This window comes from Streptomyces sp. NBC_01381 (assembly GCF_026340305.1).
Lineage (GTDB): Bacteria > Actinomycetota > Actinomycetes > Streptomycetales > Streptomycetaceae > Streptomyces.
The window spans coordinates 812,412-836,736 of sequence record NZ_JAPEPI010000002.1; the positions used below are offsets into that span (position 1 = coordinate 812,412).

At 68.4% G+C, this 24,325-nt stretch carries 24 protein-coding genes; 20 read left to right on the forward strand and 4 right to left on the reverse strand.

The genetic code is table 11. From position 1 onward, the window contains the following. The first annotated feature begins 343 nt into the window (after positions 1-343). The 19 genes from rho (at position 344) to OG453_RS25545 (ending at position 19,049) form a co-directional block, all read left to right on the forward strand. Positions 344-2,356 (forward strand): transcription termination factor Rho, encoded by a 2,013-nt coding sequence (gene rho / locus OG453_RS25455; RefSeq protein WP_266870800.1) that lies wholly within the window; start codon positions 344-346, stop codon positions 2,354-2,356. A gap of 314 nt (positions 2,357-2,670) precedes the next feature. Next, entirely contained in the window at positions 2,671-3,792 is a 1,122-nt protein-coding gene (locus OG453_RS25460) for an LCP family protein (protein WP_266870801.1), read from the forward strand. Between the two features lie 160 nt (positions 3,793-3,952). Further along, entirely contained in the window at positions 3,953-4,174 is a 222-nt protein-coding gene (rpmE, locus tag OG453_RS25465; RefSeq protein ID WP_135331180.1) for a 50S ribosomal protein L31, read from the forward strand. A gap of 119 nt (positions 4,175-4,293) precedes the next feature. Continuing rightward, positions 4,294-5,370, forward strand: coding sequence for a peptide chain release factor 1 (prfA, locus tag OG453_RS25470; protein WP_266870802.1), 1,077 nt, complete (start codon positions 4,294-4,296; stop codon positions 5,368-5,370). 35 nt (positions 5,371-5,405) lie between these two features. Continuing rightward, the gene (prmC, locus tag OG453_RS25475; protein ID WP_266870803.1) at positions 5,406-6,251 is read left to right on the forward strand and encodes a peptide chain release factor N(5)-glutamine methyltransferase; all 846 of its coding nucleotides are present in this window, start codon (positions 5,406-5,408) and stop codon (positions 6,249-6,251) included. A gap of 47 nt (positions 6,252-6,298) precedes the next feature. After that, positions 6,299-6,946, forward strand: a complete 648-nt coding sequence (locus OG453_RS25480; protein WP_135331177.1) for an L-threonylcarbamoyladenylate synthase — start codon at positions 6,299-6,301, stop codon at positions 6,944-6,946. Beyond that, a complete protein-coding gene (locus OG453_RS25485) occupies positions 6,943-7,587 on the forward strand; it encodes a protein-tyrosine-phosphatase (protein WP_266870804.1) in 645 nt (214 codons plus the stop codon). The genes OG453_RS25480 and OG453_RS25485 overlap by 4 nt, the downstream gene beginning before the upstream one ends. Before the next feature lie 92 nt (positions 7,588-7,679). Further along, on the forward strand, positions 7,680-8,921 hold the full coding sequence (gene glyA, locus OG453_RS25490) for a serine hydroxymethyltransferase (RefSeq protein WP_266870805.1): 1,242 nt from the start codon (positions 7,680-7,682) through the stop codon (positions 8,919-8,921). A gap of 130 nt (positions 8,922-9,051) precedes the next feature. Further along, a complete protein-coding gene (locus OG453_RS25495; protein WP_266870806.1) occupies positions 9,052-10,413 on the forward strand; it encodes an MraY family glycosyltransferase in 1,362 nt (453 codons plus the stop codon). 261 nt (positions 10,414-10,674) lie between these two features. After that, on the forward strand, positions 10,675-11,112 hold the full coding sequence (locus tag OG453_RS25500) for a hypothetical protein (protein WP_266870808.1): 438 nt from the start codon (positions 10,675-10,677) through the stop codon (positions 11,110-11,112). 276 nt (positions 11,113-11,388) lie between these two features. Further along, complete coding sequence (gene atpB, locus OG453_RS25505) at positions 11,389-12,159, forward strand: F0F1 ATP synthase subunit A (RefSeq protein WP_266873125.1); 771 nt, start codon at positions 11,389-11,391, stop codon at positions 12,157-12,159. 79 nt (positions 12,160-12,238) lie between these two features. Beyond that, positions 12,239-12,478, forward strand: coding sequence for an ATP synthase F0 subunit C (gene atpE, locus OG453_RS25510; RefSeq protein ID WP_135331172.1), 240 nt, complete (start codon positions 12,239-12,241; stop codon positions 12,476-12,478). 35 nt (positions 12,479-12,513) lie between these two features. Then, entirely contained in the window at positions 12,514-13,062 is a 549-nt protein-coding gene (locus tag OG453_RS25515) for a F0F1 ATP synthase subunit B (protein WP_266870809.1), read from the forward strand. Next, a complete protein-coding gene (locus OG453_RS25520; RefSeq protein WP_266870810.1) occupies positions 13,059-13,880 on the forward strand; it encodes a F0F1 ATP synthase subunit delta in 822 nt (273 codons plus the stop codon). Before OG453_RS25515 ends, OG453_RS25520 begins: the two co-directional genes overlap by 4 nt. 127 nt (positions 13,881-14,007) lie before the next feature. Then, the gene (atpA, locus tag OG453_RS25525; protein ID WP_266870811.1) at positions 14,008-15,606 is read left to right on the forward strand and encodes a F0F1 ATP synthase subunit alpha; all 1,599 of its coding nucleotides are present in this window, start codon (positions 14,008-14,010) and stop codon (positions 15,604-15,606) included. A 20-nt stretch (positions 15,607-15,626) separates the two neighbouring features. Next, a complete protein-coding gene (locus OG453_RS25530; protein ID WP_266870812.1) occupies positions 15,627-16,544 on the forward strand; it encodes a F0F1 ATP synthase subunit gamma in 918 nt (305 codons plus the stop codon). Next, positions 16,544-17,986, forward strand: a complete 1,443-nt coding sequence (atpD, locus tag OG453_RS25535; RefSeq protein WP_266870813.1) for a F0F1 ATP synthase subunit beta — start codon at positions 16,544-16,546, stop codon at positions 17,984-17,986. The genes OG453_RS25530 and atpD overlap by 1 nt, the downstream gene beginning before the upstream one ends. 109 nt (positions 17,987-18,095) lie before the next feature. Beyond that, positions 18,096-18,470 carry a F0F1 ATP synthase subunit epsilon gene (locus tag OG453_RS25540; protein WP_266870814.1) on the forward strand — a complete coding sequence of 125 codons (375 nt, stop codon included), beginning with the start codon at positions 18,096-18,098 and terminating at the stop codon, positions 18,468-18,470. 129 nt (positions 18,471-18,599) lie between these two features. Then, positions 18,600-19,049 (forward strand): DUF2550 domain-containing protein, encoded by a 450-nt coding sequence (locus tag OG453_RS25545; RefSeq protein ID WP_135331165.1) that lies wholly within the window; start codon positions 18,600-18,602, stop codon positions 19,047-19,049. 72 nt (positions 19,050-19,121) lie between these two features. On the opposite strand, the gene OG453_RS25550 is transcribed toward OG453_RS25545, so the two are convergent. The 3 genes from OG453_RS25550 to OG453_RS25560 form a co-directional block, all read right to left on the reverse strand. Next, positions 19,122-20,951 carry a glycoside hydrolase family 18 chitinase gene (locus OG453_RS25550; RefSeq protein WP_266870815.1) on the reverse strand — a complete coding sequence of 610 codons (1,830 nt, stop codon included), beginning with the start codon at positions 20,949-20,951 and terminating at the stop codon, positions 19,122-19,124. 179 nt (positions 20,952-21,130) lie between these two features. Continuing rightward, a complete protein-coding gene (locus OG453_RS25555) occupies positions 21,131-21,787 on the reverse strand; it encodes a response regulator transcription factor (RefSeq protein ID WP_266870816.1) in 657 nt (218 codons plus the stop codon). Next, entirely contained in the window at positions 21,784-22,974 is a 1,191-nt protein-coding gene (locus OG453_RS25560; RefSeq protein ID WP_266870817.1) for a sensor histidine kinase, read from the reverse strand. Before OG453_RS25560 ends, OG453_RS25555 begins: the two co-directional genes overlap by 4 nt. Positions 22,975-23,128: 154 nt before the next feature. Here OG453_RS25560 and OG453_RS25565 point away from each other — a divergent pair, with 154 nt between their 5' ends. Beyond that, positions 23,129-23,746 carry a hypothetical protein gene (locus tag OG453_RS25565; RefSeq protein WP_266870818.1) on the forward strand — a complete coding sequence of 206 codons (618 nt, stop codon included), beginning with the start codon at positions 23,129-23,131 and terminating at the stop codon, positions 23,744-23,746. Here OG453_RS25565 and OG453_RS25570 read toward each other — a convergent pair. Next, positions 23,743-24,315, reverse strand: a complete 573-nt coding sequence (locus OG453_RS25570; RefSeq protein WP_266870819.1) for a cob(I)yrinic acid a,c-diamide adenosyltransferase — start codon at positions 24,313-24,315, stop codon at positions 23,743-23,745. The two genes, OG453_RS25565 and OG453_RS25570, sit on opposite strands and share 4 nt — an antisense overlap. Between the last annotated feature and the right edge of the window lie 10 nt (positions 24,316-24,325).

Consider the following 24,325-nt stretch of genomic DNA (forward strand, 5'->3'; position numbering starts at 1 on the left):
TGTTTGTTGGATCCGGTAGTGTTAACCTCAAGTCTGCACCCGACCCCACCATGGCGAGGTGCTTCGTGTCCCCGTCCGGGACATCCATCCTTCCGGGAGCCTCCCAAACTGCTTCGTGCCTTGCACTGAGCAGTGCCGAGCACGCTCCGGAACCGGCGTGACCGAGCCGAGTGACACCGCACATCAGTGGCACCTCACCGGGACTCGCCATCACCAGTGAATTCTTCCGCCGCGCATTGGCGGACCACCGCCCCGGCCAGGTCCACACACCAAAGGACCGCCGGACAGCACAACCGGTCGCCGAGCCAGACAGGCCGACGTCCGCTCCAGGGAAGGACCCTTCGTGAGCGACACCACCGATCTGATGGGCGTGACTGCCGACACGCCCGCCACGGACGCCTCTGCGGCGCCTGCCACCGGTGCTTCGGCCGGGTCCCGGCGGCGCCGCGGCACCGGCCTCGAGGGCATGGTGCTGGCGGAACTGCAGCAGGTCGCATCCGGCCTCGGTATCAAGGGCACTGCGCGGATGCGCAAGAGCCAGCTGATCGAGGTCATCAAGGAGGCGCAGGCGGGAGGGGGCGCCCCCGCGAAGAGTGCCGCGCCGTCCTCGGCCGATGCCGAGACCAAGCCGAAGCGCCGCGCGACCTCCAAGGCCCGTACGGGCGAGGACGCGGCGGCCGGCGGCGGCAAGTCGAGCAAGGCCGACAAGGCCGAGAAGACGGAGCAGGCTTCGGGCGGCAAGGCCGAAGAGGCCGTCGCCCAGCAGCAGATCGACATCCCGGGCCAGCCCGCGGGTGCCGACAAGGGCGAGCGCCGGCGTCGCCGCGCCACCGCCGACGCGGGCAGCCCCGAGACCGTCACCGCCGAGGCGAAGGCCGAGCCGAAGCAGGACGCGCAGCCCGAGTCCCGCGGCGACGGCTCCGGTGAGGGCGCCGAGGGCCGTCGTGACCGTCAGGGCCGCGACCGCCAGGGCCGTGGCCGCGACCGTGACCGCCGTGGTGGCAACAAGGGCGACGACCAGCAGGGCGGTGGCCGTCAGGACCGCCAGCAGGGTGGCGGCCGTCAGGACCGCAAGGAGCGGGACAACGGCCCGCAGGACGACTTCGACGACGAGGCGGGCGGCCGTCGCGGGCGTCGCGGCCGGTACCGCGACCGCCGTGGCCGCCGTGGCCGCGACGAGTTCGGCGCCAACGAGCCGCAGGTCTCCGAGGACGACGTACTGATCCCCGTCGCGGGCATCCTGGACATCCTCGACAACTACGCGTTCATTCGTACGTCGGGCTACCTGCCCGGACCGAACGACGTGTACGTGTCGCTCGCCCAGGTCCGTAAGAACGGTCTGCGCAAGGGCGACCACGTCACCGGCGCGGTCCGTCAGCCCAAGGACGGCGAGCGCCGCGAGAAGTTCAACGCGCTCGTACGCCTCGACTCGGCGAACGGCATGGCGGCCGAATCCGGGCGCGGGCGACCGGAGTTCAACAAGCTGACGCCCCTTTACCCGCAGGACCGGCTCCGTCTGGAGACCGACCCGGGCATCCTGACCACCCGCATCATCGACCTCGTGTCGCCGATCGGTAAGGGTCAGCGAGGGCTGATCGTGGCCCCGCCGAAGACCGGCAAGACCATGATCATGCAGGCGGTCGCCAACGCGATCACCACCAACAGCCCCGAGTGCCACCTGATGGTCGTCCTGGTCGACGAGCGTCCGGAAGAGGTCACCGACATGCAGCGGTCGGTGAAGGGCGAGGTCATCTCCTCGACCTTCGACCGTCCCGCCGAGGACCACACCACCGTCGCCGAGCTGGCCATCGAGCGCGCCAAGCGTCTCGTCGAGCTGGGTCACGACGTGGTCGTCCTGCTCGACTCCATCACCCGCCTCGGCCGTGCGTACAACCTCGCGGCCCCGGCGTCCGGGCGCATCCTGTCCGGTGGTGTCGACTCGACCGCGCTCTACCCGCCGAAGCGCTTCTTCGGTGCGGCGCGCAACATCGAGGACGGCGGCTCGCTGACCATCCTGGCCACCGCGCTCGTCGACACCGGTTCGCGCATGGACGAGGTGATCTTCGAGGAGTTCAAGGGCACCGGCAACATGGAGCTCAAGCTCGACCGGAAGCTCTCGGACAAGCGCATCTTCCCGGCGGTGGACGTCGACGCGTCCTCCACCCGTAAGGAAGAGATCCTGCTCAACAGCGAAGAGCTGGCGATCGTCTGGAAGCTGCGCCGGGTGCTGCACGCCCTCGACTCGCAGCAGGCCATCGAGCTGCTTCTCGACAAGATGAAGCAGACGAAGTCGAACGCCGAGTTCCTGATGCAGATCGCGAAGACGACGCCGACGCCGGGCAACGGCAACGACTAGTCACAGCGAACAGCACCACCAAAGGGCCGCCCCCGTCATCCGACGGGGGCGGCCCTTTTGCCTGCCGAGAGACCTTGGCCACACACATAAGAGATTCTTACGGTCACGGGCAGTAGCCCCGGCGCCGACGAAATCGCAGGTGAGAAGCTGGAAGGGCGGGTTCGGAGTGCACGGTGGGTCACCGGTGTGCGCCAGGGGCGCCCACAGGGCGCTGTGCAACCCTTCAGGCGGTTTGCACGTCTGACAAATGACGCCACAACCACGCCTGACCCTGAAAGCAGGGGGTAACCGACCCGACGAGGACTGAGGAGCACATGACCGACGAGAGCGCGCCCGAGGATACGAAGCCCCAGCGCCCCCGTGGCGGAGGCGGCCGGCGCCGCAGGCCGACCACCAAGCGGCACAAGGCCCTCGTCATCACGGCGTGGACCGCCGCATCGGTGATCGTCCTCGGCGGTGCGGGCCTCGGCTTCGTGTACTTCAAGCTCAACGGCAACATCAAGGGCGTCGACATCAACGCGGCGCTCGGCACGGACCGCCCCGAGAACGTCGACAACGGCTCGCAGGACATCCTCGTCCTCGGCTCCGACTCCCGCTCCGGCGACAACGCCAAGTACGGCAAGGACGAGGGCGCCGCCCGCTCGGACACGGCGATGGTCGTGCACGTCAACAAGGGCCACAAGACGGCCAGCGTCGTCTCGATACCCCGCGACACCCTGATAACCCGGCCCGAGTGCAAGACCGACGACGGCCAGACCGATCCGGGCGGTCAGCGGCAGATGTTCAACACGGCGTACGAGGTCGGAGGCCCGGCCTGCGCCGTCAAGACCGTCGAGAAGATGTCCGGCATCCGCATGGACCACTACCTGGAAGTCGACTTCACGGGCTTCAAGAAGCTCATCGACACCCTCGGCGGCGTCGAGATCACCACCAAGGAGGCCATCCATGACAAGGACAGCCACCTCGACCTCGAAGCCGGCAAGCACCAGCTGACCGGCGAGCAGTCACTCGGCCTGGTCCGCACCCGGCACGGCGTCGGCGACGGCAGCGACCTCGGCCGCATCCAGCTCCAGCAGGCGTTCATCAAGGCCCTGATCAACCAGGTCAACGACGTCGGCGTGTTCAGCAACCCGAAGAAGCTCTACGACCTCGCGGACGACGCGACGAGCGCCATCACCACCGACTCGGACCTGAACGACGTCAAGAGCCTCGCGGGCTTCGCGGGCGGCCTCAAGGGCATCGGCGCGGGCGACATGCACATGGTCACCCTGCCCATCCAGTACGACCCGGCCGACCCCAACCGCGTACTGCCCCTGGAGAAGGCCGACCGCCAGGTCTGGGCCGCGCTCAAGGCCGACAAGGCGATCCCCAAGTCCGCGACCGAGCAGTCCGCGGGCGACAAGGGCGAAGCGGACGACGTCGTGACCAGTAACTAGCCGTGACCCGATCGGTCGCACGGGCCCGGCGGGAATAGATCGGCACCCACCCCGGTTTGGGCAGATGCGACCAGTCCTGGCAGACTGGTACGTCGGCCCCGGTTCACGTACGAGCAATCCGCACGTACGACCCGGTGCCCTCCCGAAACTAGGAGACACCTTGAAGCGCGACATCCACCCCGAGTACGTCGAGACGCAGGTCAGCTGCACCTGTGGCGCGTCGTTCACCACCCGCAGCACGATCTCCAGCGGCACCGTCCGTGCCGAGGTCTGCTCCGAGTGCCACCCGTTCTACACGGGCAAGCAGAAGATCCTCGACACCGGTGGCCGTGTGGCCCGCTTCGAGGCCCGCTTCGGCAAGGCTGCCGGCTCCAACAAGTAGCGAGCCACTGCGCCGGTCTTCGGCCGCCCTCGGGAGGGGGTGGCCGGGACCGGCGCTTTGCCGTCTGACGCAAGCGCCACTCCGCGAACGAAATTCGCGTACGAAACCAGGAGCCCCCGATGTTCGAGGCGGTCGAGGAACTGATCGGCGAGCACGCCGATCTGGAAACGAAGCTCGCGGACCCCTCGGTCCACGCCGACCAGGCCAACGCGCGCAAGCTCAACAAGCGCTACGCCGAGCTCACCCCGATCGTCTCGACGTACCGCGCCTGGAAGCAGACCGGCGACGACATCGCGACGGCCCGTGAACTGGCCGCGGAGGACCCGGAGTTCGCCGCGGAGGTCAAGGACCTGGAGAAGCAGCGCGAGGAGATCACCGAGAAGCTGCGGCTGCTGCTCGTACCCCGGGACCCGTCCGACGATAAGGACGTCATCCTCGAGGTCAAGGCGGGCGCGGGCGGCGACGAGTCGGCGCTCTTCGCCGGCGACCTCCTTCGCATGTATCTGCGGTACGCGGAGCGCGTGGGCTGGAAGACCGAGATCATCGACGCCACCGAGTCCGAGCTGGGCGGCTACAAGGACGTCCAGGTCGCCGTGAAGACCAAGGGCGGCAACGGTGCGACCGAGCCCGGCCAGGGCGTCTGGGCGCGGCTGAAGTACGAGGGCGGCGTACACCGCGTGCAGCGCGTTCCCTCGACCGAGTCGCAGGGCCGCATCCACACCTCCGCGGCCGGTGTCCTGGTGACGCCGGAGGCCGAGGAGATCGACGTCGAGATCCACGCGAACGACCTCCGTATCGACGTCTACCGCTCCTCGGGCCCCGGCGGCCAGTCCGTCAACACCACCGACTCCGCGGTGCGCATCACGCACATTCCCACCGGAGTCGTCGCCTCCTGCCAGAACGAGAAGAGCCAGCTGCAGAACAAGGAGCAGGCGATGCGTATCCTGCGCTCCAGGCTCCTTGCCGCGGCCCAGGAGGAAGCGGAGAAGGAGGCGGCGGACGCCCGTCGCAGCCAGGTCCGCACGGTTGACCGCTCCGAGAAGATCCGTACGTACAACTTCCCGGAAAACCGGATCTCGGACCACCGCGTCGGCTTCAAGGCGTACAACTTGGACCAGGTGCTCGACGGAGAGCTCGACGCGGTCATTCAGGCCTGCGTCGACGCGGACTCCGCCGCCAAGCTCGCGGCCGCGTAAGCACCCGACAACCGCACTGCCCCCGGAGGACCAGCGTGAACCTGCTGCTCGCGGAAGTGGCCCAGGCCACCCAGCGGCTGGCCGACGCCGGCGTGCCCTCGCCGCGCAACGACGCCGAGGAGCTCGCCGCCTTCGTGCACGGCGTGAAGCGGGGCGAGCTGCACGCCGTCAAGGACGCGGACTTCGACGCACGCTACTGGGAGGCGATCGCGCGCCGTGAGGCCCGCGAACCGCTTCAGCACATCACCGGGCGTGCCTTCTTCCGCTACCTCGAACTGCAGGTGGGCCCCGGTGTCTTCGTGCCGCGCCCCGAGACCGAGTCGGTCGTCGGCTGGGCCATAGACGCCGTGCGCGCGATGGATGTCGTCGAGCCGCTCATCGTCGACCTGTGCACCGGCTCCGGCGCCATCGCGCTCGCCATGGCGCAGGAGGTGCCGCGCTCGCGGGTGCACGCCGTGGAGCTGTCCGAGGACGCGCTGAAGTGGACGCGGAAGAACGTCGAGGGGTCCAGGGTCAAGCTCTCCCAGGGCGACGCGCGTGACGCGTTCCCGGAGCTCGACGGCCAGGTCGACCTCGTCGTCTCCAACCCGCCGTACATCCCGCTCACGGAGTGGGAGTACGTCGCCCCGGAGGCCCGCGACTACGACCCCGAGCTCTCCCTCTTCTCCGGCGAGGACGGCCTCGACCTGATCCGCGGCATCGAGCGCACCGCGCACCGCCTCCTTCGGCCCGGCGGTGTCGTCGTCATCGAGCACGCGGACACCCAGGGCGGCCAGGTCCCGTGGATCTTCACCGAGGAGCGGGGCTGGGCCGACGCGGCCGACCACCCGGACCTGAACAACCGCCCGCGCTTCGCGACCGCCCGCAAGGCGATGCCGTGAGGACGAACACTTCAAGCCAGCAGTACGTGTACGAGGAGGCTCGCTAGATGGCACGGCGATACGACACCAACGACGCGACCGACCGTACGACCGGTCTGCGCGAGGCCGCGTCCGCCGTCCGCCGTGGCGAGCTGGTCGTGCTGCCCACCGACACCGTCTACGGCATCGGTGCCGACGCCTTCACCCCGGAGGCCTGCGCCGATCTGCTCGACGCCAAGGGCCGTGGCCGCAATATGCCCACCCCTGTCCTCATCGGCTCCCCGAACACCCTGCACGGCCTGGTCACGGACTTCTCCGAGTCGGCCTGGGAGCTCGTCGACGCCTTCTGGCCGGGCGCGCTGACGCTGGTCGCCAAGCAGCAGCCGTCGCTCCAGTGGGACCTCGGCGACACCCGCGGCACGGTCGCGATCCGCATGCCGCTGCACCCTGTCGCCATCGAGCTGCTCACCGAGGTCGGCCCGATGGCCGTCTCGTCCGCCAACCTCACGGGCCACCCGGCCCCCGAGGACTGTGACGCCGCGCAGGAGATGCTCGGGGACTCCGTCTCCGTGTACCTGGACGGCGGCCCGACGCCGGGCATCGTCCCCTCGTCGATCGTGGACGTCACCGGGAAGGTGCCGGTACTGCTGCGCGCGGGTGCGCTGACCGCGGAGGAGCTCCGCAAGGTGGTACCCGACCTCGAGGTGGCGAATTGACAGCCCCTGAGACGGGGCGTGGCATAGCGGCTTGTCGAGATTCGTTCCGCATCCTCCACGTCAGCACCGGCAATGTGTGCCGCTCGCCGATCACCGAGCGGCTGACGCGGCATGCCCTGGCGGACCGCCTCGGCGACCCGTTCACGGGCGGCCTGATCGTGGAGAGCGCGGGTACGTGGGGGCACGAGGGCGCCCCCATGGAGACCAACGCCGAGACGGTCCTCGCGGACTTCGGGGCGGACGCCTCCGGCTTCATGGGCCGTGAGCTGCTCGACGACCACGTCATCCGGGCGGACCTCGTCCTGACGGCGACGCGGGACCACCGTGCGCAGGTCATCTCGATGGGTCACTCGGCAGGACTGCGCACCTTCACGCTCAAGGAGTTCACCCGTCTGGTGCGGGCCATAGACCCGGCCACGCTGCCCGACCCCGACGGGGAGGGCGTGGTGGAGCGTGCGCGTGCCCTGGTGCGGGCGGCCGCGGCACTGCGCGGCTGGCTGCTCGCGCCGAGCGTCGAGGCGGACGAGGTGTACGACCCCTACGGGGCGCCGCTGCCCTTCTTCCGCTCGGTGGGCGACGAGATCAACGAGGCGCTGGATCCCGTGGTGACGGCGCTGACCGGCGTACGGGCCAAAGCCTGAACCTTTCCCCTGCGGGGGCGGACACCGCGCGTGCCGCGTGCGGCAGGCCTACATTGGAGGGACTTCAACCCCCGCTAGGCCCGGAGCCCACGATGCCGGTCACCACAGAACAACCGCCCGCCGTGGGGGCTGACGCGCTCCGCCGCGAGGACCCCCAGATGGCCGAGGTCATCCTCGCCGAGGCCGAACGCCAGGCGAGCGGCCTCCAGCTCATCGCCGCCGAGAACTTCACCTCGCCGGCCGTCCTGGAAGCCCTCGGCTCCCCGCTCGCCAACAAGTACGCCGAGGGATACCCCGGCGCCCGCCACCACGGCGGCTGCGAGTTGGTGGACGTCGCCGAGCGCATCGCCATCGACCGGGCGAAGGCACTCTTCGGCGCCGAGCACGCCAATGTGCAGCCCCACTCCGGATCGTCCGCCGTGCTTGCCGCGTACGCCGCGCTGCTGCGCCCCGGCGACACCGTCCTCGCCATGGGCCTGCCGTTCGGCGGCCATCTCACGCACGGCTCGCCCGCGAACTTCTCGGGCCGCTGGTTCGACTTCGTCGGCTACGGCGTCGACCCCGAGAGCGGCCTCATCGACTACGAACAGGTGCACACCCTCGCCCGTTCGCACCAGCCGAAGGCGATCGTCTGCGGCTCCATCGCCTACCCCCGGCACATCGACTACGCGGCCTTCCGCGACATCGCCGACGACGTGGGCGCCTATCTCATCGCCGACGCCGCGCACCCCATCGGCCTGGTCGCCGGGGGAGCGGCCCCCAGCCCGGTGCCGTACGCGGACGTCGTCTGCGCCACCACCCACAAGGTGCTCCGCGGCCCGCGCGGCGGCCTGATCCTGTGCGGGGCCGAGCTCGCGCAACGTATCGACCGGGCGGTCTTTCCCTTCACCCAGGGCGGTGCTCAGATGCACACGATCGCCGCCAAGGCCGTGGCCTTCGGCGAGGCGGCCACCCCGGCCTTCACGGCGTACGCCCATGACGTGGTCGCCAATGCGCGGATCCTCGCCGAGGCGCTGGCCGCCGCGGGCTGCGTGATCAGCACCGGCGGCACCGACACCCACCTGATCCTGGCGGACCCGGCCCCGCTGGGCGTCGACGCGAGCACCGCCCGCGGCCGCCTCTCCGCGGCGGGCCTGGTCCTCGACACCTGCGCCCTGCCGTATGGCGACAGCCGGGGACTGCGGCTCGGCACGGCCGCCGTCACCACACAGGGAATGGGCGACGCGGAGATGGTCCGCATCGCCGGGCTCTTCGCCGAAGCGGTGCGCGAGGAACCAGGGGTACGAGAGGAAGTGCGCGAATTGGTGGGCAGATTTCCGCCGTATCCGGGCTAGGTCGGGGTAGAGGCGTCCGGAAGAGGCGCGTTCTCGTGCAACCATCGTCGCTACCCGGAAGTCCCCAGCCATATGCCCGCAGAGCTAGGCTGTGGGGCTGAGATGGCCAGCGATACCTGTGGGGAAGCCCGTGCGTGAATACCTGCTGACGCTCTGCATCACGGCCGCGGTGACTTACCTGCTGACCGGCCCGGTGCGGAAGTTCGCGATCGTGGCCGGCGCCATGCCGGAGATCCGCGCCCGCGACGTGCACCGGGAGCCGACGCCCCGGCTCGGCGGGATCGCGATGTTCTTCGGACTGTGCGCGGGGCTGCTCGTCGCCGACCACCTGCCGAATCTGAACGACGTCTTCGAGCGGTCCAACGAGCCGCGCGCGCTGCTCTCCGGTGCCGCGCTGATCTGGCTGATCGGTGTGCTCGACGACAAGTTCGAGATCGACGCACTGATCAAGCTGGGCGCCCAGATGATCGCCGCGGGCGTCATGGTCATCCAGGGTCTGACGATCCTGTGGATCCCGGTCCCGGGCTACGGCATGGTCCTCCTGGACCAGGGGCAGGGCACGCTCCTGACGGTCGCGCTCGTCGTCATCACCATCAACGCCGTGAACTTCGTGGACGGCCTCGACGGCCTGGCCGCGGGCATGGTGTGCATCGCCGCATCGGCGTTCTTCCTCTACGCCTACCGCCTCTGGTACGGCTACGGCATCGAGGCCGCGGCCCCCGCGACGCTCTTCGCCGCGATCCTGATCGGCATGTGTGTGGGCTTCCTGCCGCACAACATCCATCCCGCCAGGATCTTCATGGGGGACTCGGGCTCGATGCTGATCGGGCTGATCCTGGCGGCGGGGGCGATCTCCGCCACCGGGCAGATCGACGGTGACGCCCTGAAGCTGAACTTCGGCGGCACCCGCGACGCCACCCACGCGATGCTCCCCGTCTTCATCCCGCTCCTGATGCCGCTGACGATCATCGCGATCCCGTTCGCCGACCTGGTGCTCGCCATCGTCCGCCGTACATGGAACGGAAAGTCGCCGTTCGCCGCCGACCGCGGGCACCTGCACCACCGGCTCCTGGAGATCGGCCACTCGCACAGCCGCGCGGTGCTGATCATGTACTTCTGGTCGGCGCTCATCGCCTTCGGGACGGTCGCGTACTCGGTCCACTCCACGAGCATGTGGATCCTGCTCGGCATCGTCGCGCTCAGCTCCGTGGGCCTGGTGCTGCTCCTGCTGCCGCGCTTCACGCCGCATATCCCGCGCTGGGCCGAGTCGTTCGTGCCGCCGCGGTACCGGCGCCGCCGTCGGGCCGCCGCGGCGGAGGCCGCCGCCGGCGCGGGCGATGAGACGAACGCGACAGCCGGGACGGATGAGCAGGGAGAGGCCGAAGCGGATGCGGATTCCCTTCCTCCGGTCGGCGCGGGCGTCAACGGAGCGACCGCCGTCGGCACTCGCTCGCGCTTCGAGGATCGGCGCAAGGCCGGCTCGTCGAGCTGACGGGTCGAGGCCAAACTCGCCCAATACCAGACAAGTTGCCTCGCTGAGTGCACAGACGCGCAGGTTCACTCTCATGTGTGACGGCGAGCACACCTGACAGGTAAAGACCTCATCAAATAGTTTGTGATACCGTTCACGAAACCCGGGGACAGAGCCGAAGGACCGTAGTGCGACGGTCCGTTGGCCCGAGGAACGCTCTCGACCCCGGACTACGCTCGTCCATGACGACACCCTGCCCCCATCAGTAAGCGGAGCGCCGCCATGCCGTCTCAAGACACCCGAACACTCCTTCAGACCGCCGTACCCACGCTTGTCGCAGGCGCGATCGTCGCCGTCGTCAGTGCTGTGGTCGCGGGCGGCAAGGGGGCGCTCGGTGCAGTCGTCGGCACTCTGGTTGTCATCGCTTTCATGGGGCTCGGGATGTTCGCGCTGCAGCGAACGGCGAAGGCGCTCCCGCATCTGTTCCAGATGATGGGTCTGCTGCTCTACGTCCTTCAACTCCTGCTGCTTCTCGTCTTTGTGGCCCTTTTCAAGGACACCACGCTGTTCAACCCCAAGGCATTCGCCGTGGGTCTTGTCGTGGCGACCGTCGTATGGATGGCGTCGCAGGCCCGCGCGCACATGAAGGCCAAGATCCTTTACGTCGATCCCGACTCCGAGCAGAAGGACAAGCCGGAGAAGTCGGGGTCCTCGACGTGAAGGGTAGGGCCGGGATAAATGCCCGTTCGAGATGCTGCTATCGTCCGGTGCCAACTGCGGCACTGCTGGCGCGGGCATCTGAGCTGACGCCTGCACGATCGCGAGGCTCGATGCCTGAACGCCGCGCCCACATCCGAAACACCAGTCTGGTGCCGACACGCGGCCGCGCGCCGCGCCGACACGACAACGAGGTTGCCGTACCTATGCGTCACGCCGAAGGAGCCCGCGGTGAGTGCTGACCAAACTGAGCTCGCCTTTGACTGGAGCTGTCGGATCATGTCCGACAACGGCTGTGGCTTCCCGGCTCCGGGCCTGCACTCGTTCCTCTTCAAGCCGATCTTCGAGGTCGGCGGGTTCGAGTTCAACAAGGTCATGCTGCTCGCCCTGCTGACCACGCTCGTCGTCGTCACCTTCTTCTACTCGGCGTTCGGCAAGGCCAAGGTCGTCCCGGGCAAGCTGCAGATGATCGGTGAGGCCGGCTACGACTTCGTACGCCGCGGCATCGTCTACGAGACGATGGGCAAGAAGGAGGGCGAGAAGTACGTCCCCCTGATGGTCTCGATGTTCTTCTTCATCTGGATCATGAACATCTGGTCCGTGATCCCGCTGACCCAGTTCCCGGTCTCGTCGATCTTCGCGTACCCGGTGGTCCTGGCCGCGATCGTCTACTTCATCTGGGTGCCCCTGACCTTCAAGCGGCACGGATTCGTCGGCGGCTGGAAGAACATCACCGGCTACGACAATTCGCTGGGCCCGATCAAGTGGCTCGTGTCGTTCATCGAGTTCTTCTCGAACCTGCTGGTCCGGCCGTTCACGCACTCGGTGCGACTGTTCGCCAACATGTTCGCCGGTCACCTGATGCTGGTGATGTTCACCGTCGCCTCCTGGTACCTGCTGAACAGCTTCATGATCCCGGCCGCTGGTGTGTCCTTCGTGATGACCATCGCCATGATCCTCTTCGAGCTCTTCGTGCAGGCGGTCCAGGCGTACGTCTTCGTACTCCTCTCCGCCACCTACATTCAGGGCGCTCTCGCCAAGCACCACTGAGTGCCCCCCGGCTTTCTAGCCCCCCAGATCGCCCGGTGGCCAACCCCCACCGGTCCATGAAAGAGAAGGAAGTAACGGCATGTCCGCGACCCTCGAACTCGCCGCTGGCGTCACCGGCTCCCTCGGCTCCATCGGCTACGGCCTCGCCGCGATCGGCCCCGGCATCGGCGTCGGCATCGTTTTCGGTAAGGGCACCGAGGCCCTGGCCCGTCAGCCCGAAGCTGCCGCGCTGATCCGTTCGAACCAGATCCTCGGCTTCGCCTTCTGTGAGGCGCTCGCCCTCATCGGCATCGTCATGCCGTTCGTGTTCGGTCAGTAATCACTCTTACTGACACTTCGACGAAAGGCACTGATGTGATCGCCAACCTGGTGCAGCTGGCGGCCGAGGAGAAGCAGAACCCGCTGATCCCGCCCGGCCCCGAGCTGCTCGTCGGCGCACTGGCCTTCGCCATCGTCTTCTTCTTCTTCTGGAAGAAGCTCCTCCCGAACATCAACAAGGTTCTGGACGAGCGCCGGGAGGCGATCGAAGGCGGTATCGAGAAGGCCGAGGCCGCTCAGACCGAGGCCCAGAGCGTTCTTGAGCAGTACAAGGCTCAGCTCGCCGAGGCTCGGCACGAGGCCGCGCGTCTGCGCCAGGAGGCGCAGGAGCAGGGCGCCCAGCTCATCGCTGAGATGCGTGCCGAAGGCCAGCGGCAGCGCGAGGAGATCGTCGCCGCCGGTCACACGCAGCTCGCCGCCGACCGCAAGGCCGCCGCGCAGACGCTGCGTCAGGACGTGGGCCAGCTGGCCACCGACCTGGCCGGCAAGCTCGTCGGCGAGTCCCTCGAGGACCACGCCCGGCAGAGCCGCACGATCGACCGCTTCCTCGACGAGCTCGAGGAGAAGGCCGAGGCCACTCGATGACAGCGCACGGAGCTAGCCGCGAGGCCACGGCCGCCGCGCGCGAGCGCCTCGACGCGCTGACCGACAACACGTCGGTCGACGCGAAGAAGCTCGCGGACGAGCTGGCCGCTGTCACCGCGCTCCTGGGCCGTGAGGTCTCGCTGCGCCGGGTCCTGACCGACCCGTCGCAGAGCGGCGAGTCCAAGGCCGAGCTCGCCGGGCGGCTGCTCGGCGGGCAGGTGGGCGGCGAGACCGTCGACCTGGTGGCCGGCATGGTCCGCTCGCGCTGGTCGCAGTCGCGCGACCTGGTGGACTCCCTCGAGGAGCTCGCCAGCCTCGCCGACCTGACCGGTGCGCAGAAGTCCGGCGCGCTGGACGACGTCGAGGACGAACTGTTCCGGTTCGGCCGGATCGTCTCCTCGAGCCCCGCCCTCCGGTCCGCGCTGACCGACCACGGCGCCACCGACGCGGCCAAGAGCGAGCTGCTGCGCAGCCTGCTCGGCGGCCGGGCCAACGCGGTGACCGAGCGGCTGGTCGAGCGCCTTGTGACCGCGCCCCGTGGACGTAGCCTGGAAGATGGACTCGAGTCCCTCTCGAAGCTGGCCGCGGACCGCCGGAACCGGATGGTCGCCGTCGTCACTTCTGCTGTGCCGCTCTCGGACCAGCAGAAGCAGCGCCTCGGTGCCGTCCTGGCGAAGGTCTACGGCCGGCAGATGCACCTGAACCTCGACGTGGACCCCGAGGTCCTCGGCGGGATCACGGTGCAGGTCGGCGACGAGATCATCAACGGCAGCATCGCGGACCGCATCGAGGACGCGCACCGCCGCATGGCGAGCTAGCAGTAACGCAACACGTAGTAATTACGGCCCTAGTTGGGCCGTGCAGAGGATTCACCTCTTACTTGGGGGGAGTCCCCAGACCCCCAAAGTGAAACTTCGGGCCCAACAAGGAGAGCAGGGAACCCAGATGGCGGAGCTCACGATCCGGCCGGAGGAGATCCGGGACGCACTGGAGAACTTTGTCCAGGCGTACAAGCCGGACGCGGCCTCGCGCGAGGAGGTCGGTTCGGTCAGCGCTGCCGGTGACGGCATCGCGAAGGTCGAGGGCCTCCCCTCGGCCATGGCAAACGAGCTGCTGAAGTTCGAGGACGGCACTCTCGGTCTCGCCCTCAACCTTGAGGAGCGCGAGATCGGCGCCGTCGTCCTCGGCGAGTTCAGCGGTATCGAAGAGGGCCAGCCGGTCACCCGTACCGGCGAGGTCCTGTCCGTCGCGGTGGGCGAGGGCTACCTCGGCCGCGTCGTCGACCCGCTCGGCAACCCGATCGACGGCCTCGGCGAGATCGAGACGTCCGGCCGCCGCGCCCTCGAGCTGCAGGCCCCCACGGTCATGGACCGCAAGTCGGTGCACGAGCCGATGGAGACCGGCTACAAGGCCGTCGACGCGATGACCCCGATCGGCCGTGGCCAGCGTCAGCTGATCATCGGCGACCGCCAGACGGGCAAGACCGCCCTGGCCGTCGACACGATCATCAACCAGCGCGACAACTGGCGCTCGGGCGACGTGAACAAGCAGGTGCGCTGCATCTACGTCGCCGTCGGTCAGAAGGGCTCCACCATCGCCTCCGTGCGCGGTGCCCTGGAAGAGGCCGGCGCGCTCGAGTACACGACCATCGTCGCCGCCCCGGCGTCCGACCCGGCGGGCTTCAAGTACCTGGCGCCCTACACCGGTTCGGCCATCGGCCAGCAGTGGATGTACGAGGGCAAGCACGTCCTCATCATCTTCGACGACCTCTCGAAGCAGGCCGACGCCTACCGCGCCGTGTCCCTGCTGCTCCGTCGCCCGCCGGGGCGCGAGGCCTACCCGGGTGACGTCTTCTACCTGCACTCGCGTCTGCTCGAGCGCTGCGCGAAGCTGTCGGACGAGATGGGCAAGGGCTCGATGACGGGTCTCCCGATCGTCGAGACCAAGGCGAACGACGTGTCGGCGTTCATTCCGACCAACGTCATCTCCATCACCGACGGCCAGTGCTTCCTGGAGTCGGACCTGTTCAACGCCGGTCAGCGCCCCGCGCTGAACGTCGGTATCTCCGTCTCCCGAGTCGGTGGTTCCGCGCAGCACAAGGCGATCCGCCAGGTGTCCGGCCGTCTCCGCGTGGACCTCGCCCAGTTCCGTGAGCTCGAGGCGTTCGCCGCCTTCGGTTCCGACCTGGACGCCGCGTCGAAGGCCTCCCTCGAGCGCGGTCAGCGGATGGTCGAGCTGCTCAAGCAGCCGCAGTACCAGCCGATGGCCACCGAGGACCAGGTCGTCTCCATCTGGGCCGGCACCACGGGCCGTATGGACGAGGTTCCGGTCAAGGACATCCGTCGCTTCGAGAGCGAGCTTCTTGAGCACCTGCACCGCAAGGAGCAGGGCCTCATGACCTCCATCAAGGAGGGCGCCAAGATGTCCGACGACACGATCACGGCCATGTCCGACGCCGTCGCGGAGTTCAAGAAGCAGTTCGAGACGTCGGACGGCAAGCTGCTCGGCGAGGACGCTCCGGCCGCCGTCGACGCGTCCAAGTGACGACGGAAGGGACCTGACTCATGGGAGCCCAGCTCCGGGTCTACAAGCGTCGCATCAAATCCGTCACCGCGACCAAGAAGATCACCAAGGCGATGGAGATGATCGCCGCCTCGCGTGTCGTCAAGGCACAGCGCAAGGTGGCGGCCTCCACTCCGTACGCGACCGAGCTCACGCGCGCGGTCACCGCGGTGGCCACGGGTGCGAGCGACAAGCACCCGCTGACCACTGAGGCCGAGGCTCCGACCCGGGCCGCTGTCCTGCTCCTCTCGAGCGACCGCGGTCTGGCCGGCGCCTTCAACTCCAACGCCATCAAGGGTGCGGAGCAGCTCACGAAGAAGTTGCAGGGCGAGGGCAAGGAGGTCGACACGTACATCGTCGGCCGCCGTGGCATCGCGCACTACAACTTCCGTGAGCGCAAGATCGCCGGGCAGTGGACGGGCTTCACGGATGCCCCTTCCTACGCGGACGCCAAGGCGATCGCCGGACCCCTGATCGAGGCCATCGAGAAGGACTCGGCCGAGGGCGGCGTGGATGAACTCCACATCGTCTACACCGAGTTCATCTCGATGATGACGCAGGACGCGGTCGGTTCCCGGCTGCTCCCGCTGAGCCTCGACGAGGTGGCGAAGGAGGCGGGCGCGACGGACGAGGCCCGTCCCCTGTACGACTTCGAGCCGTCGGCGGAGGACGTCCTCGACGCCCTGCTGCCGCGCTACGTCGAAAGCCGTATCTACAACGCGCTGCTCCAGTCGGCTGCTTCCAAGCACGCCGCCACGCGCCGCGCGATGAAGTCGGCGACCGACAACGCGGGTGACCTGATCACTGCGCTCACCCGCTCTGCCAACGCGGCCCGCCAGGCCGAAATCACCCAGGAAATCAGCGAGATCGTCGGTGGCTCCAGTGCCCTGGCCGACGCGACCGCGGGGAGTGACAAGTAATGACGACCACTGTTGATACGGCCGTTGCCACGGGCCGCGTCGCCCGGGTGATCGGCCCGGTCGTCGACGTGGAGTTCCCCGTCGACGCGATGCCGGACATCTACAACGCCCTGCACGTCGAGGTCGCAGACCCGGCTCTGGACGGCGCCTTGAAGACGCTGACCCTCGAGGTCGCCCAGCACCTGGGTGACGGCGTGGTCCGCGCGATCTCCATGCAGCCCACCGACGGTCTGGTCCGCCAGGCCGCGGTGACCAACACGGGCGAGGGCATCACCGTCCCCGTCGGTGACATCACCAAGGGCAAGGTGTTCAACACCCTCGGTGCGATCCTGAACCACCCCGAGGCCGAGGCCGACGTCACCGAGCGCTGGCCGATCCACCGCAAGGCCCCGGCGTTCGACCAGCTCGAGTCGAAGACCGAGATGTTCGAGACCGGCCTGAAGGTCGTCGACCTTCTCACCCCGTACGTCAAGGGTGGAAAGATCGGTCTGTTCGGTGGAGCGGGCGTCGGCAAGACCGTCCTCATCCAGGAAATGATCATGCGTGTGGCCAAGCTGCACGAGGGCGTTTCCGTGTTCGCCGGCGTCGGCGAGCGCACCCGTGAGGGCAACGACCTCATCGACGAGATGGAAGAGTCGGGCGTTCTGGACAAGACCGCCCTTGTCTTCGGTCAGATGGATGAGCCGCCGGGCACGCGTCTGCGTGTCGCCCTTGCCGGTCTGACCATGGCGGAGTACTTCCGCGATGTGCAGAAGCAGGACGTGCTGTTCTTCATCGACAACATCTTCCGCTTCACGCAGGCCGGCTCCGAGGTCTCGACCCTGCTCGGCCGTATGCCCTCCGCGGTGGGTTACCAGCCGAACCTGGCCGACGAGATGGGCCTCCTCCAGGAGCGCATCACCTCGACGCGTGGTCACTCGATCACCTCGATGCAGGCGATCTACGTCCCCGCGGACGACCTCACCGACCCGGCCCCGGCCACGACCTTCGCGCACCTCGACGCGACGACCGTGCTGTCGCGTCCGATCTCGGAGAAGGGCATCTACCCGGCGGTGGACCCGCTGGACTCGACGTCCCGCATCCTGGACCCGCGCTACATCGCGCAGGACCACTACGACGCCGCCATGCGCGTCAAGGGAATCCTGCAGAAGTACAAGGACCTCCAGGACATCATCGCGATTCTCGGCATCGACGAGCTGAGCGAAGAGGACAAGCTGGTCGTCTCCCGCGCCCGTCGCGTGGAGCGCTTCCTGTCGCAGAACACCCACGCCGCCAAGCAGTTCACCGGCCTGGACGGTTCGGACGTGCCGCTCGACGAGTCGATCGCCGCGTTCAACGCGATCATCGACGGCGAGTACGACCACTTCCCCGAGCAGGCGTTCTTCATGTGCGGTGGCATCGAGGACCTCAAGGCGAAGGCCAAGGAGCTCGGCGTCTCCTGAGTCCTTGACTCATGGGAGGGGTGGGCGCGTCCCGCCCCTCCCGGTACGCCCACTAGAATTTGACCCAACACCCGGCGAAGCCGCCGGGTGGTGACCCGAGGAGCCACCCTTGGCTGCTGAGCTGCATGTCGAGCTGGTCGCCGCGGACCGCAGTGTCTGGTCCGGCGAGGCCACCCTGGTCGTCGCGCGCACCACGTCCGGCGACATCGGCGTCATGCCCGGTCACCAGCCGCTTCTGGGTGTGCTGGAGTCGGGCCCGGTGACCATTCGTACGAGCGACGGCAACACTGTCGTCGCCGCCGTCCACGGAGGATTCATCTCCTTCGCGGACAACAAGCTGTCACTGCTTGCTGAGATCGTCGAGCTGTCGGACGAGATCGATGTCCAGCGCGCGGAGCGGGCGCTCGAGCGCGCGAAGTCGGAGGCCGACGCCTCCGCCGAGCGCCGCGCGGACGTCCGACTGCGGGCGGTGGCGACGCGCTGAACCCAGCGTGTCGGCGTTGACGTGACTCAGCCGCGGCCTGATCCGGAGCAATCCGGAGCGGGTCGCGGCTGAGGCAATGCGGGTGCAATTCTGTTGGTCCGTTTCGAAGAGGCGAGGAGGTCGGTGCCGATGATCCTCACTCTGCTCGTGTGCGGACTCGTATTGGTCGCGCTGGTACTGGTGGGGCTCTTCGTCTTCGGACTGCGCCGCCGGCTGATCCAGCGGTCCGGCGGCACCTTCGACTGCAGCCTGCGCTGGAACGCCCCGGAGAAGGGCGACACCTCCGGCAAGGGCTGGGGCTACGGGGTGGCCCGCTACAACGGCGACCGGATCGAGTGGTACCGCGTCTTCTCGTACGCTCCCCGGCCGCGCCGGGTCCTCGAGCGTTCGGCCATCGAGGTCGTGGACCGCCGCGCCCCGGACGGCGAGGAAGAGCTGGCCCTGCTCTCCGACGCGATCGTCCTCGGCTGCCTGCATCGGGGCGTACGCCTTGAACTGGCGATGGGCGAGGACGCGCTGACGGGGTTCCTGGCTTGGCTGGAGGCGGCACCTCCGGGCCAGCGAGTGAACGTGGCGTAGAGCCCTGAATCGAGAAGCCGGGAAGACAAGGGGCGTACTTGTCTTCCCGGCTTCGTCTATGCGGGACGGCCGCTACTTCAGACCGTCATTGATGGCAGACACCAACTCCCCGTTCGCGGTGTCCCCACTGAACTCCCAGAAGAACGCGCCGCCGAGACCCTGCCCCTTCGCCCAGGCCATCTTGCTCTTGACCGTCGCCGGGGTGTCGTACGACCACCAGTTGCTGCCGCAGTGGGCGTAGGCGGTACCTGCGATGGTGCCGTTAGAGGGGCAGGAGTTCTTCAGGACCTTGTAGTCCTCGATGCCTGCTTCGTACGTCCCCTGCGCGGCGCCGGTAGCCGTGCCACCGGGCTCCTTCTGCGTGACCCCGGTCCACCCGCGCCCGTAGAAGCCGATGCCCAGCAGCAGCTTGGCGCCGGGCACGCCCTTCGCCTTCAGTTTGGCTATCGCGTCGGCGGAGTTGAAGCCGTCCTGGGGGATGCCGGCGTAGGAGGTGAGGGGCGAGTGCGGGGCCGTCGGGCCCTTCGCCGCCCACGCGCCGAAGAAGTCGTACGTCATCACGTTGTACCAGTCGGCGTACTGCGCGGCGCCGCCGTAGTCGGCCGCGTCGATCTTGCCGCCGTTGGAGGCGTCGGCGGTGATCGCGGCGGTGACCAGGGCGTCCTTGCCGAACTCCGTGCGGAACGCCGACATCATGTTCTTCATCGAGGCGGCGCCGCTGGTGTCACAGGTCAGGCCGCAGGCGTTCGGGTACTCCCAGTCCAGGTCGATGCCGTCGAAGACGTCGGCCCAGCGCGGGTCCTCCACCAGGTCGTGGCAGGACTTGGCGAAGGCCGCCGGGTTCTTCATCGCCTCGGTGAAGCCGCCGGACCAGGTCCAGCCGCCGAAGGACCACAGGACCTTGAGGTTCGGGTGCTTGGCCTTGAGCTTGCGCAGCTGGTTGAAGTTGCCGCGCAGCGGCTGGTCCCAGGTGTCGGCGACGCCGTCGACGGACTGGTCGGCGGTGTAGGCCTTGTCGTAGTCGGCGTACGCGTCGCCGATGGTGCACTTGCCGCCCTGGACGTTGCCGAAGGCGTAGTTGATGTGCGTGATCTTGGCGGCGGATGCCGAGGTGTCGATGTTCTTCACGTGGTAGTTGCGGCCGTAGACGCCCCACTGGGCGAAGTAGCCGAGCTTGACCTTGCCGCCGGGGCCCGGGTCGGTGCCGCCCGTGGTGTGCACCTTGACGGCGCCGGATGCCGGTCCTGTCTGGTCCGCGGTGTCGCGGGCCTGGACCGTGTACGAGTAGTCGGTGCCGGCGGTCAGACCGCTGTCGGCGTACGAAGTGCCGGTCACCGTCGCCACCTTGGCGCCGTCGCGCAGCACGTCGTAGTTCTTGACGCCCTTGTCGTCGGTGGCCGCGCTCCAGGCGAGCTTCACCGAGGTATTGGTGATGTCGGAGGCGGTCGGGGTGCCGGGGGCGCTCGGCGGGTTGTCGCCGGGGACGCTGCCGCCGTCACAACTGCCGCCGTTCAGTGTGCAGTTGGCGGGCGATCCGGGGCCCGAGCCGTTGAACCCGAAGGAGACCGAGGCGCCGGGGGCGAGCGTCCCGTTCCAGCCGAGGTTCTTGGCGGTCCAGCGGGTGCCGGAGTTGGTGACGGAGGCGTCCCAGGCGGACGTCACCTTGGTGTCGGCGGGGAAGTCCCACGCGACGGTCCAGGAGCTGATGGAGGTCGTGCCGGTGTTCTTGACGGTCCACTTGCCTTCGAAGCCGCTGCCCCAGTCCTGGGTCTTGGCGTACGTGGCGGTGGCGGCCGGGGCGGCTTCGGGTGCTGCCTCGGCGGGACCCGTGAGGGCGACCAGGGTGGCGAGCGGGAGCAGCAGGGTGGTGAGGCCTGCCACGGCTCTGTGTCTGAAGCGCACGGTGTGCTCCTCGGGTGAGTTACGGGGGTTAGGGATGGGACCCTGCGCCGCCCGTGAGCACGTGGAACACGTGGGGGAGTGCTCACCGCAGTGCGGTGAGAATAGAAAGGTCTGGACCAGCGGTCAAGAGGTCTGAACCATTGGCCGAATTGCGTCGGTCGCGACCGCGATCTCGCGACTTATACGCCCAACTCCTGTGCGAGGACGGCTGCTTGGACCCGGCTGCGCAGCTCCAGCTTGGCGAGCAACCGGCTGACATGCGTCTTCACTGTCGCCTCCGCCATCACCAGACGGCTCGCGATCTCCGCGTTCGACAGCCCTTCGCCGAGACACGCGAGCACCTCGCGCTCGCGGCGCGTGAGGGCGTCGAGGATGGCGGGATCGGGTCCGTTCTCGCGGCGTACGGGCTTCATCGTCTTCGGGGCGGCGAACTCGGCGATCAGCCGTCGTGTGACGGCCGGCGCGATCAGGCCCTCGCCGCGCCCCACCGTACGGACCGCCTCCAGGAGGTCCTTGGCCTCGGTGTTCTTCAGGAGGAACCCGGAGGCACCCGCGCGCAGCGCCCCGAAGACGTACTCGTCGAGGTCGAAGGTGGTCAGGACGAGCACGTCCGCGAGGCCTTCGGCGACGACCTGACGGGTCGCGGACACGCCGTCGAGGCGCGGCATCTGGATGTCCATGAGGACCAGATCAGGCCGCAGTTCACGGGCGAGCGCCACCGCCTCCTCACCGTTCGAGGCCTCGCCGACCACCTCTATGTCGGGCGCGCTGCGCAGGATCAGGACAAGTCCCGCGCGTACGGCGGACTGGTCCTCGGCGACGAGCACGCGGATCATTCGGTCACTTCCTTGTCTGCGGGGTCGACGGGCAGCGTCGCGTACACGATCCACACCTTGCCGTCGGGGCTGCTCTCGGGGCCCGAATCGAAGGTGCCGCCGAGGAGTTCGGTGCGCTCGCGCATACCGACGAGGCCCGCGCCCGAGCCCGGGGCGCGGGGACCCGACGGATCGCCGTACGGGCTGGTGACGCGGACCGTGAGTGCGCGGGGTTCCTGGGCGAGGGTCACGGTGACCCGGCCGGGGGACGCGTGCTTGAGGGCGTTGGTCAGGGACTCCTGGACGATGCGGTACGCGGCGAGCTCGACCGGGGCGGGGAGCTTGTCGTCCTCCGGGGCGCGGGTGTCGTCGAGGGTGACGTCCAGACCATTGGTACGGGCGTTGCCGATGAGGGCACCGAGGCCGTCCAGGGTGGGTGCGGCCGCCGGCTCCCGGTCGTCGCTGGAGTCGCGCAGGATGCCGATCAGTCGGCGCATCTCGGCAAGGCCCTCGACACTGTTCTCACGGATGACGGCCAGGGCGTCCTTGCTGGTCTGCGGGTCGTCCAGGGAGAGCGCGGCCGTGGAGTGGATGGCGATCGCCGAGAGGTGGTTGGCGACCATGTCGTGCAGCTCGCGGGCCATCCGGGCGCGCTCGGCCGTGACGGCCTGCACGCGGTCCATCTCGGCGAGCAGCGCGGTCTGCTCGGCACGGAGCCTGGCCGCTTCGGCGGCCTCGCGGTGATTGCGTACGAGCACACCGGTCGTCGCAGGGCCGAAGGACACCATGCCGGTGACGACACCGATGAGGATCGCCTCGGGCTCCCGGAACCAGGCCAGGAACCCGAGCGTCACGGCCACCGTGATCAGCCCCGTGGTGACGGGGATGCGACGGGCGGCGGCCGGTGTCCCGTACACCACGGCCGCGTACATGATGTCAGTGAACATCAAGACCGAGGCCAGATTGCCCGCCGTGAACTGATCGGCGACCAACGCGAGGGTGCCGACGACCAGGGCGAACTGCGGTCTGCTCCTGCGCAGCAGTTCGAGCCCCGAGAGAACGAAGAGCGGGATCAGTGCCCAGGTGCCGCCGAGTAGCCGGTCCGCCTGCATCTGCAGCCCGAGCCCCCACCACGCGAGCCCTGCGAGCACGCTGCCCACGGCGATCTGTACGTCGAAACGTTGCGGGCGGGGCAGGGACAGGGCCATGCCCTCCATCCAACACGGCGGGCGCGGGCGGTGCCTGATCCTGAGGGAGGAACCGCCCGGTACATCGAAGGATGCAGTCCCACTTCGTCACTGCCGACGATGATCCGCGGCCGCCCTGACGGGAGCCTGGAAAGGTGACCGAGAGGAGCGAACCGTGATTGTCACGCTGATCATCATTTGCGAGGTCGGCTTCTGGCTGCTGCTGGCCGGAGGCCTGACCCTGCGCTACTGGGCGAAGATGCCGCGCGCGAGCATCGCCGTACTGCTGTGTGAGCCGATCCTGGAGGTCGTCCTCTTCGTCGTCACCGCGATCGACCTGAAGAACGGCGCCGAGCCGGACTGGAAGCACGGCCTGGCCGCCGTCTACATCGGCTACTCGATCGCCCTTGGCCACTACACGATCAAGTGGGTCGACGTCCGCGTGGCCCACCGCTTCGCGGGCGGCCCGCCGCCCGTCAAGCTCTACGGCACGGCCAAGGCGATCGACGAGTGGAAGATCGCCGCCCGCTGGGTCCTCGCCGGTCTGATCGCGATGGCGCTGCTGCAGGGCGCGGTCTGGTACGTGGGCGACGACGGCGACATCGACTCACTGCGGATGTGGCAGCAGAAGATGCTGTGGCTGATCGGCATCAACATCATCATCGCGGCGACATACACGGTCTTCCCGAAGAAGGCACCGCCGGTGGTCGGGCCCCGAAGGGGCGCGGGGAACTGCGCGACCAGCCACGAAGTACCCGCAGACGAGGTACCCGCTTCCCGACGGAGTGCCTAGCGCTCGCCCCCGGGCACCCACAGGACATCGCCCACCGACTTGTTCGCCGTCCTCGCCAGGATGAACAGCAGGTCGGAGAGGCGGTTGAGGTACGTGGCGGTCAGCGGGTTCATGACCTCCCCGTGGACTTCAAAAGCAGCCCAAGTGGACCGCTCCGCCCGCCGCACGACAGTGCACGCCTGATGCAGCAGCGTCGCGCCCGCTGTGCCCCCCGGCAAGATAAAGCTGCGCAGCTTCTCCAGCTGCTCGTTGAAGCGGTCGCAGTCCGCCTCCAGCTTGTCGATGTAGAACTGCTCGACGCGCAGCGGCGGGTACTCGGGGTCCTCCGCGACCGGCGTGGACAGATCGGCGCCCACGTCGAAGAGGTCGTTCTGGACCCGGACCAGGACCTTCACGACCTCCTCGTCGAGCCCGCCGAGCGCGATCGCCGTGCCGATGGCGGCGTTGGCCTCGTTGGCGTCGGCGTACGCCGCGATCCGCAGATCGGTCTTGGCGGTGCGGCTCATGTCGCCGAGGGCCGTCGTGCCCTGGTCGCCGGTCCTGGTGTAGATGCGCGTCAGATTGACCATGGGGTCAGCC

Coding starts and splice junctions, on each gene's coding strand:
- OG453_RS25520 (WP_266870810.1), top strand. CDS start 13,059: ATGACAGCGCACGGAGCTAGCCGCGAGGCCACGGCCGCCGCGCGCGAG.
- OG453_RS25545 (WP_135331165.1), top strand. CDS start 18,600: ATGATCCTCACTCTGCTCGTGTGCGGACTCGTATTGGTCGCGCTGGTA.
- OG453_RS25530 (WP_266870812.1), top strand. CDS start 15,627: ATGGGAGCCCAGCTCCGGGTCTACAAGCGTCGCATCAAATCCGTCACC.
- OG453_RS25560 (WP_266870817.1), bottom strand. CDS start 22,974: ATGGCCCTGTCCCTGCCCCGCCCGCAACGTTTCGACGTACAGATCGCC.
- OG453_RS25460 (WP_266870801.1), top strand. CDS start 2,671: ATGACCGACGAGAGCGCGCCCGAGGATACGAAGCCCCAGCGCCCCCGT.
- atpA (WP_266870811.1), top strand. CDS start 14,008: ATGGCGGAGCTCACGATCCGGCCGGAGGAGATCCGGGACGCACTGGAG.
- atpB (WP_266873125.1), top strand. CDS start 11,389: ATGTCCGACAACGGCTGTGGCTTCCCGGCTCCGGGCCTGCACTCGTTC.
- prfA (WP_266870802.1), top strand. CDS start 4,294: ATGTTCGAGGCGGTCGAGGAACTGATCGGCGAGCACGCCGATCTGGAA.
- atpD (WP_266870813.1), top strand. CDS start 16,544: ATGACGACCACTGTTGATACGGCCGTTGCCACGGGCCGCGTCGCCCGG.
- OG453_RS25500 (WP_266870808.1), top strand. CDS start 10,675: ATGCCGTCTCAAGACACCCGAACACTCCTTCAGACCGCCGTACCCACG.
- OG453_RS25570 (WP_266870819.1), bottom strand. CDS start 24,315: ATGGTCAATCTGACGCGCATCTACACCAGGACCGGCGACCAGGGCACG.
- OG453_RS25480 (WP_135331177.1), top strand. CDS start 6,299: ATGGCACGGCGATACGACACCAACGACGCGACCGACCGTACGACCGGT.
- glyA (WP_266870805.1), top strand. CDS start 7,680: ATGCCGGTCACCACAGAACAACCGCCCGCCGTGGGGGCTGACGCGCTC.
- OG453_RS25555 (WP_266870816.1), bottom strand. CDS start 21,787: ATGATCCGCGTGCTCGTCGCCGAGGACCAGTCCGCCGTACGCGCGGGA.
- atpE (WP_135331172.1), top strand. CDS start 12,239: ATGTCCGCGACCCTCGAACTCGCCGCTGGCGTCACCGGCTCCCTCGGC.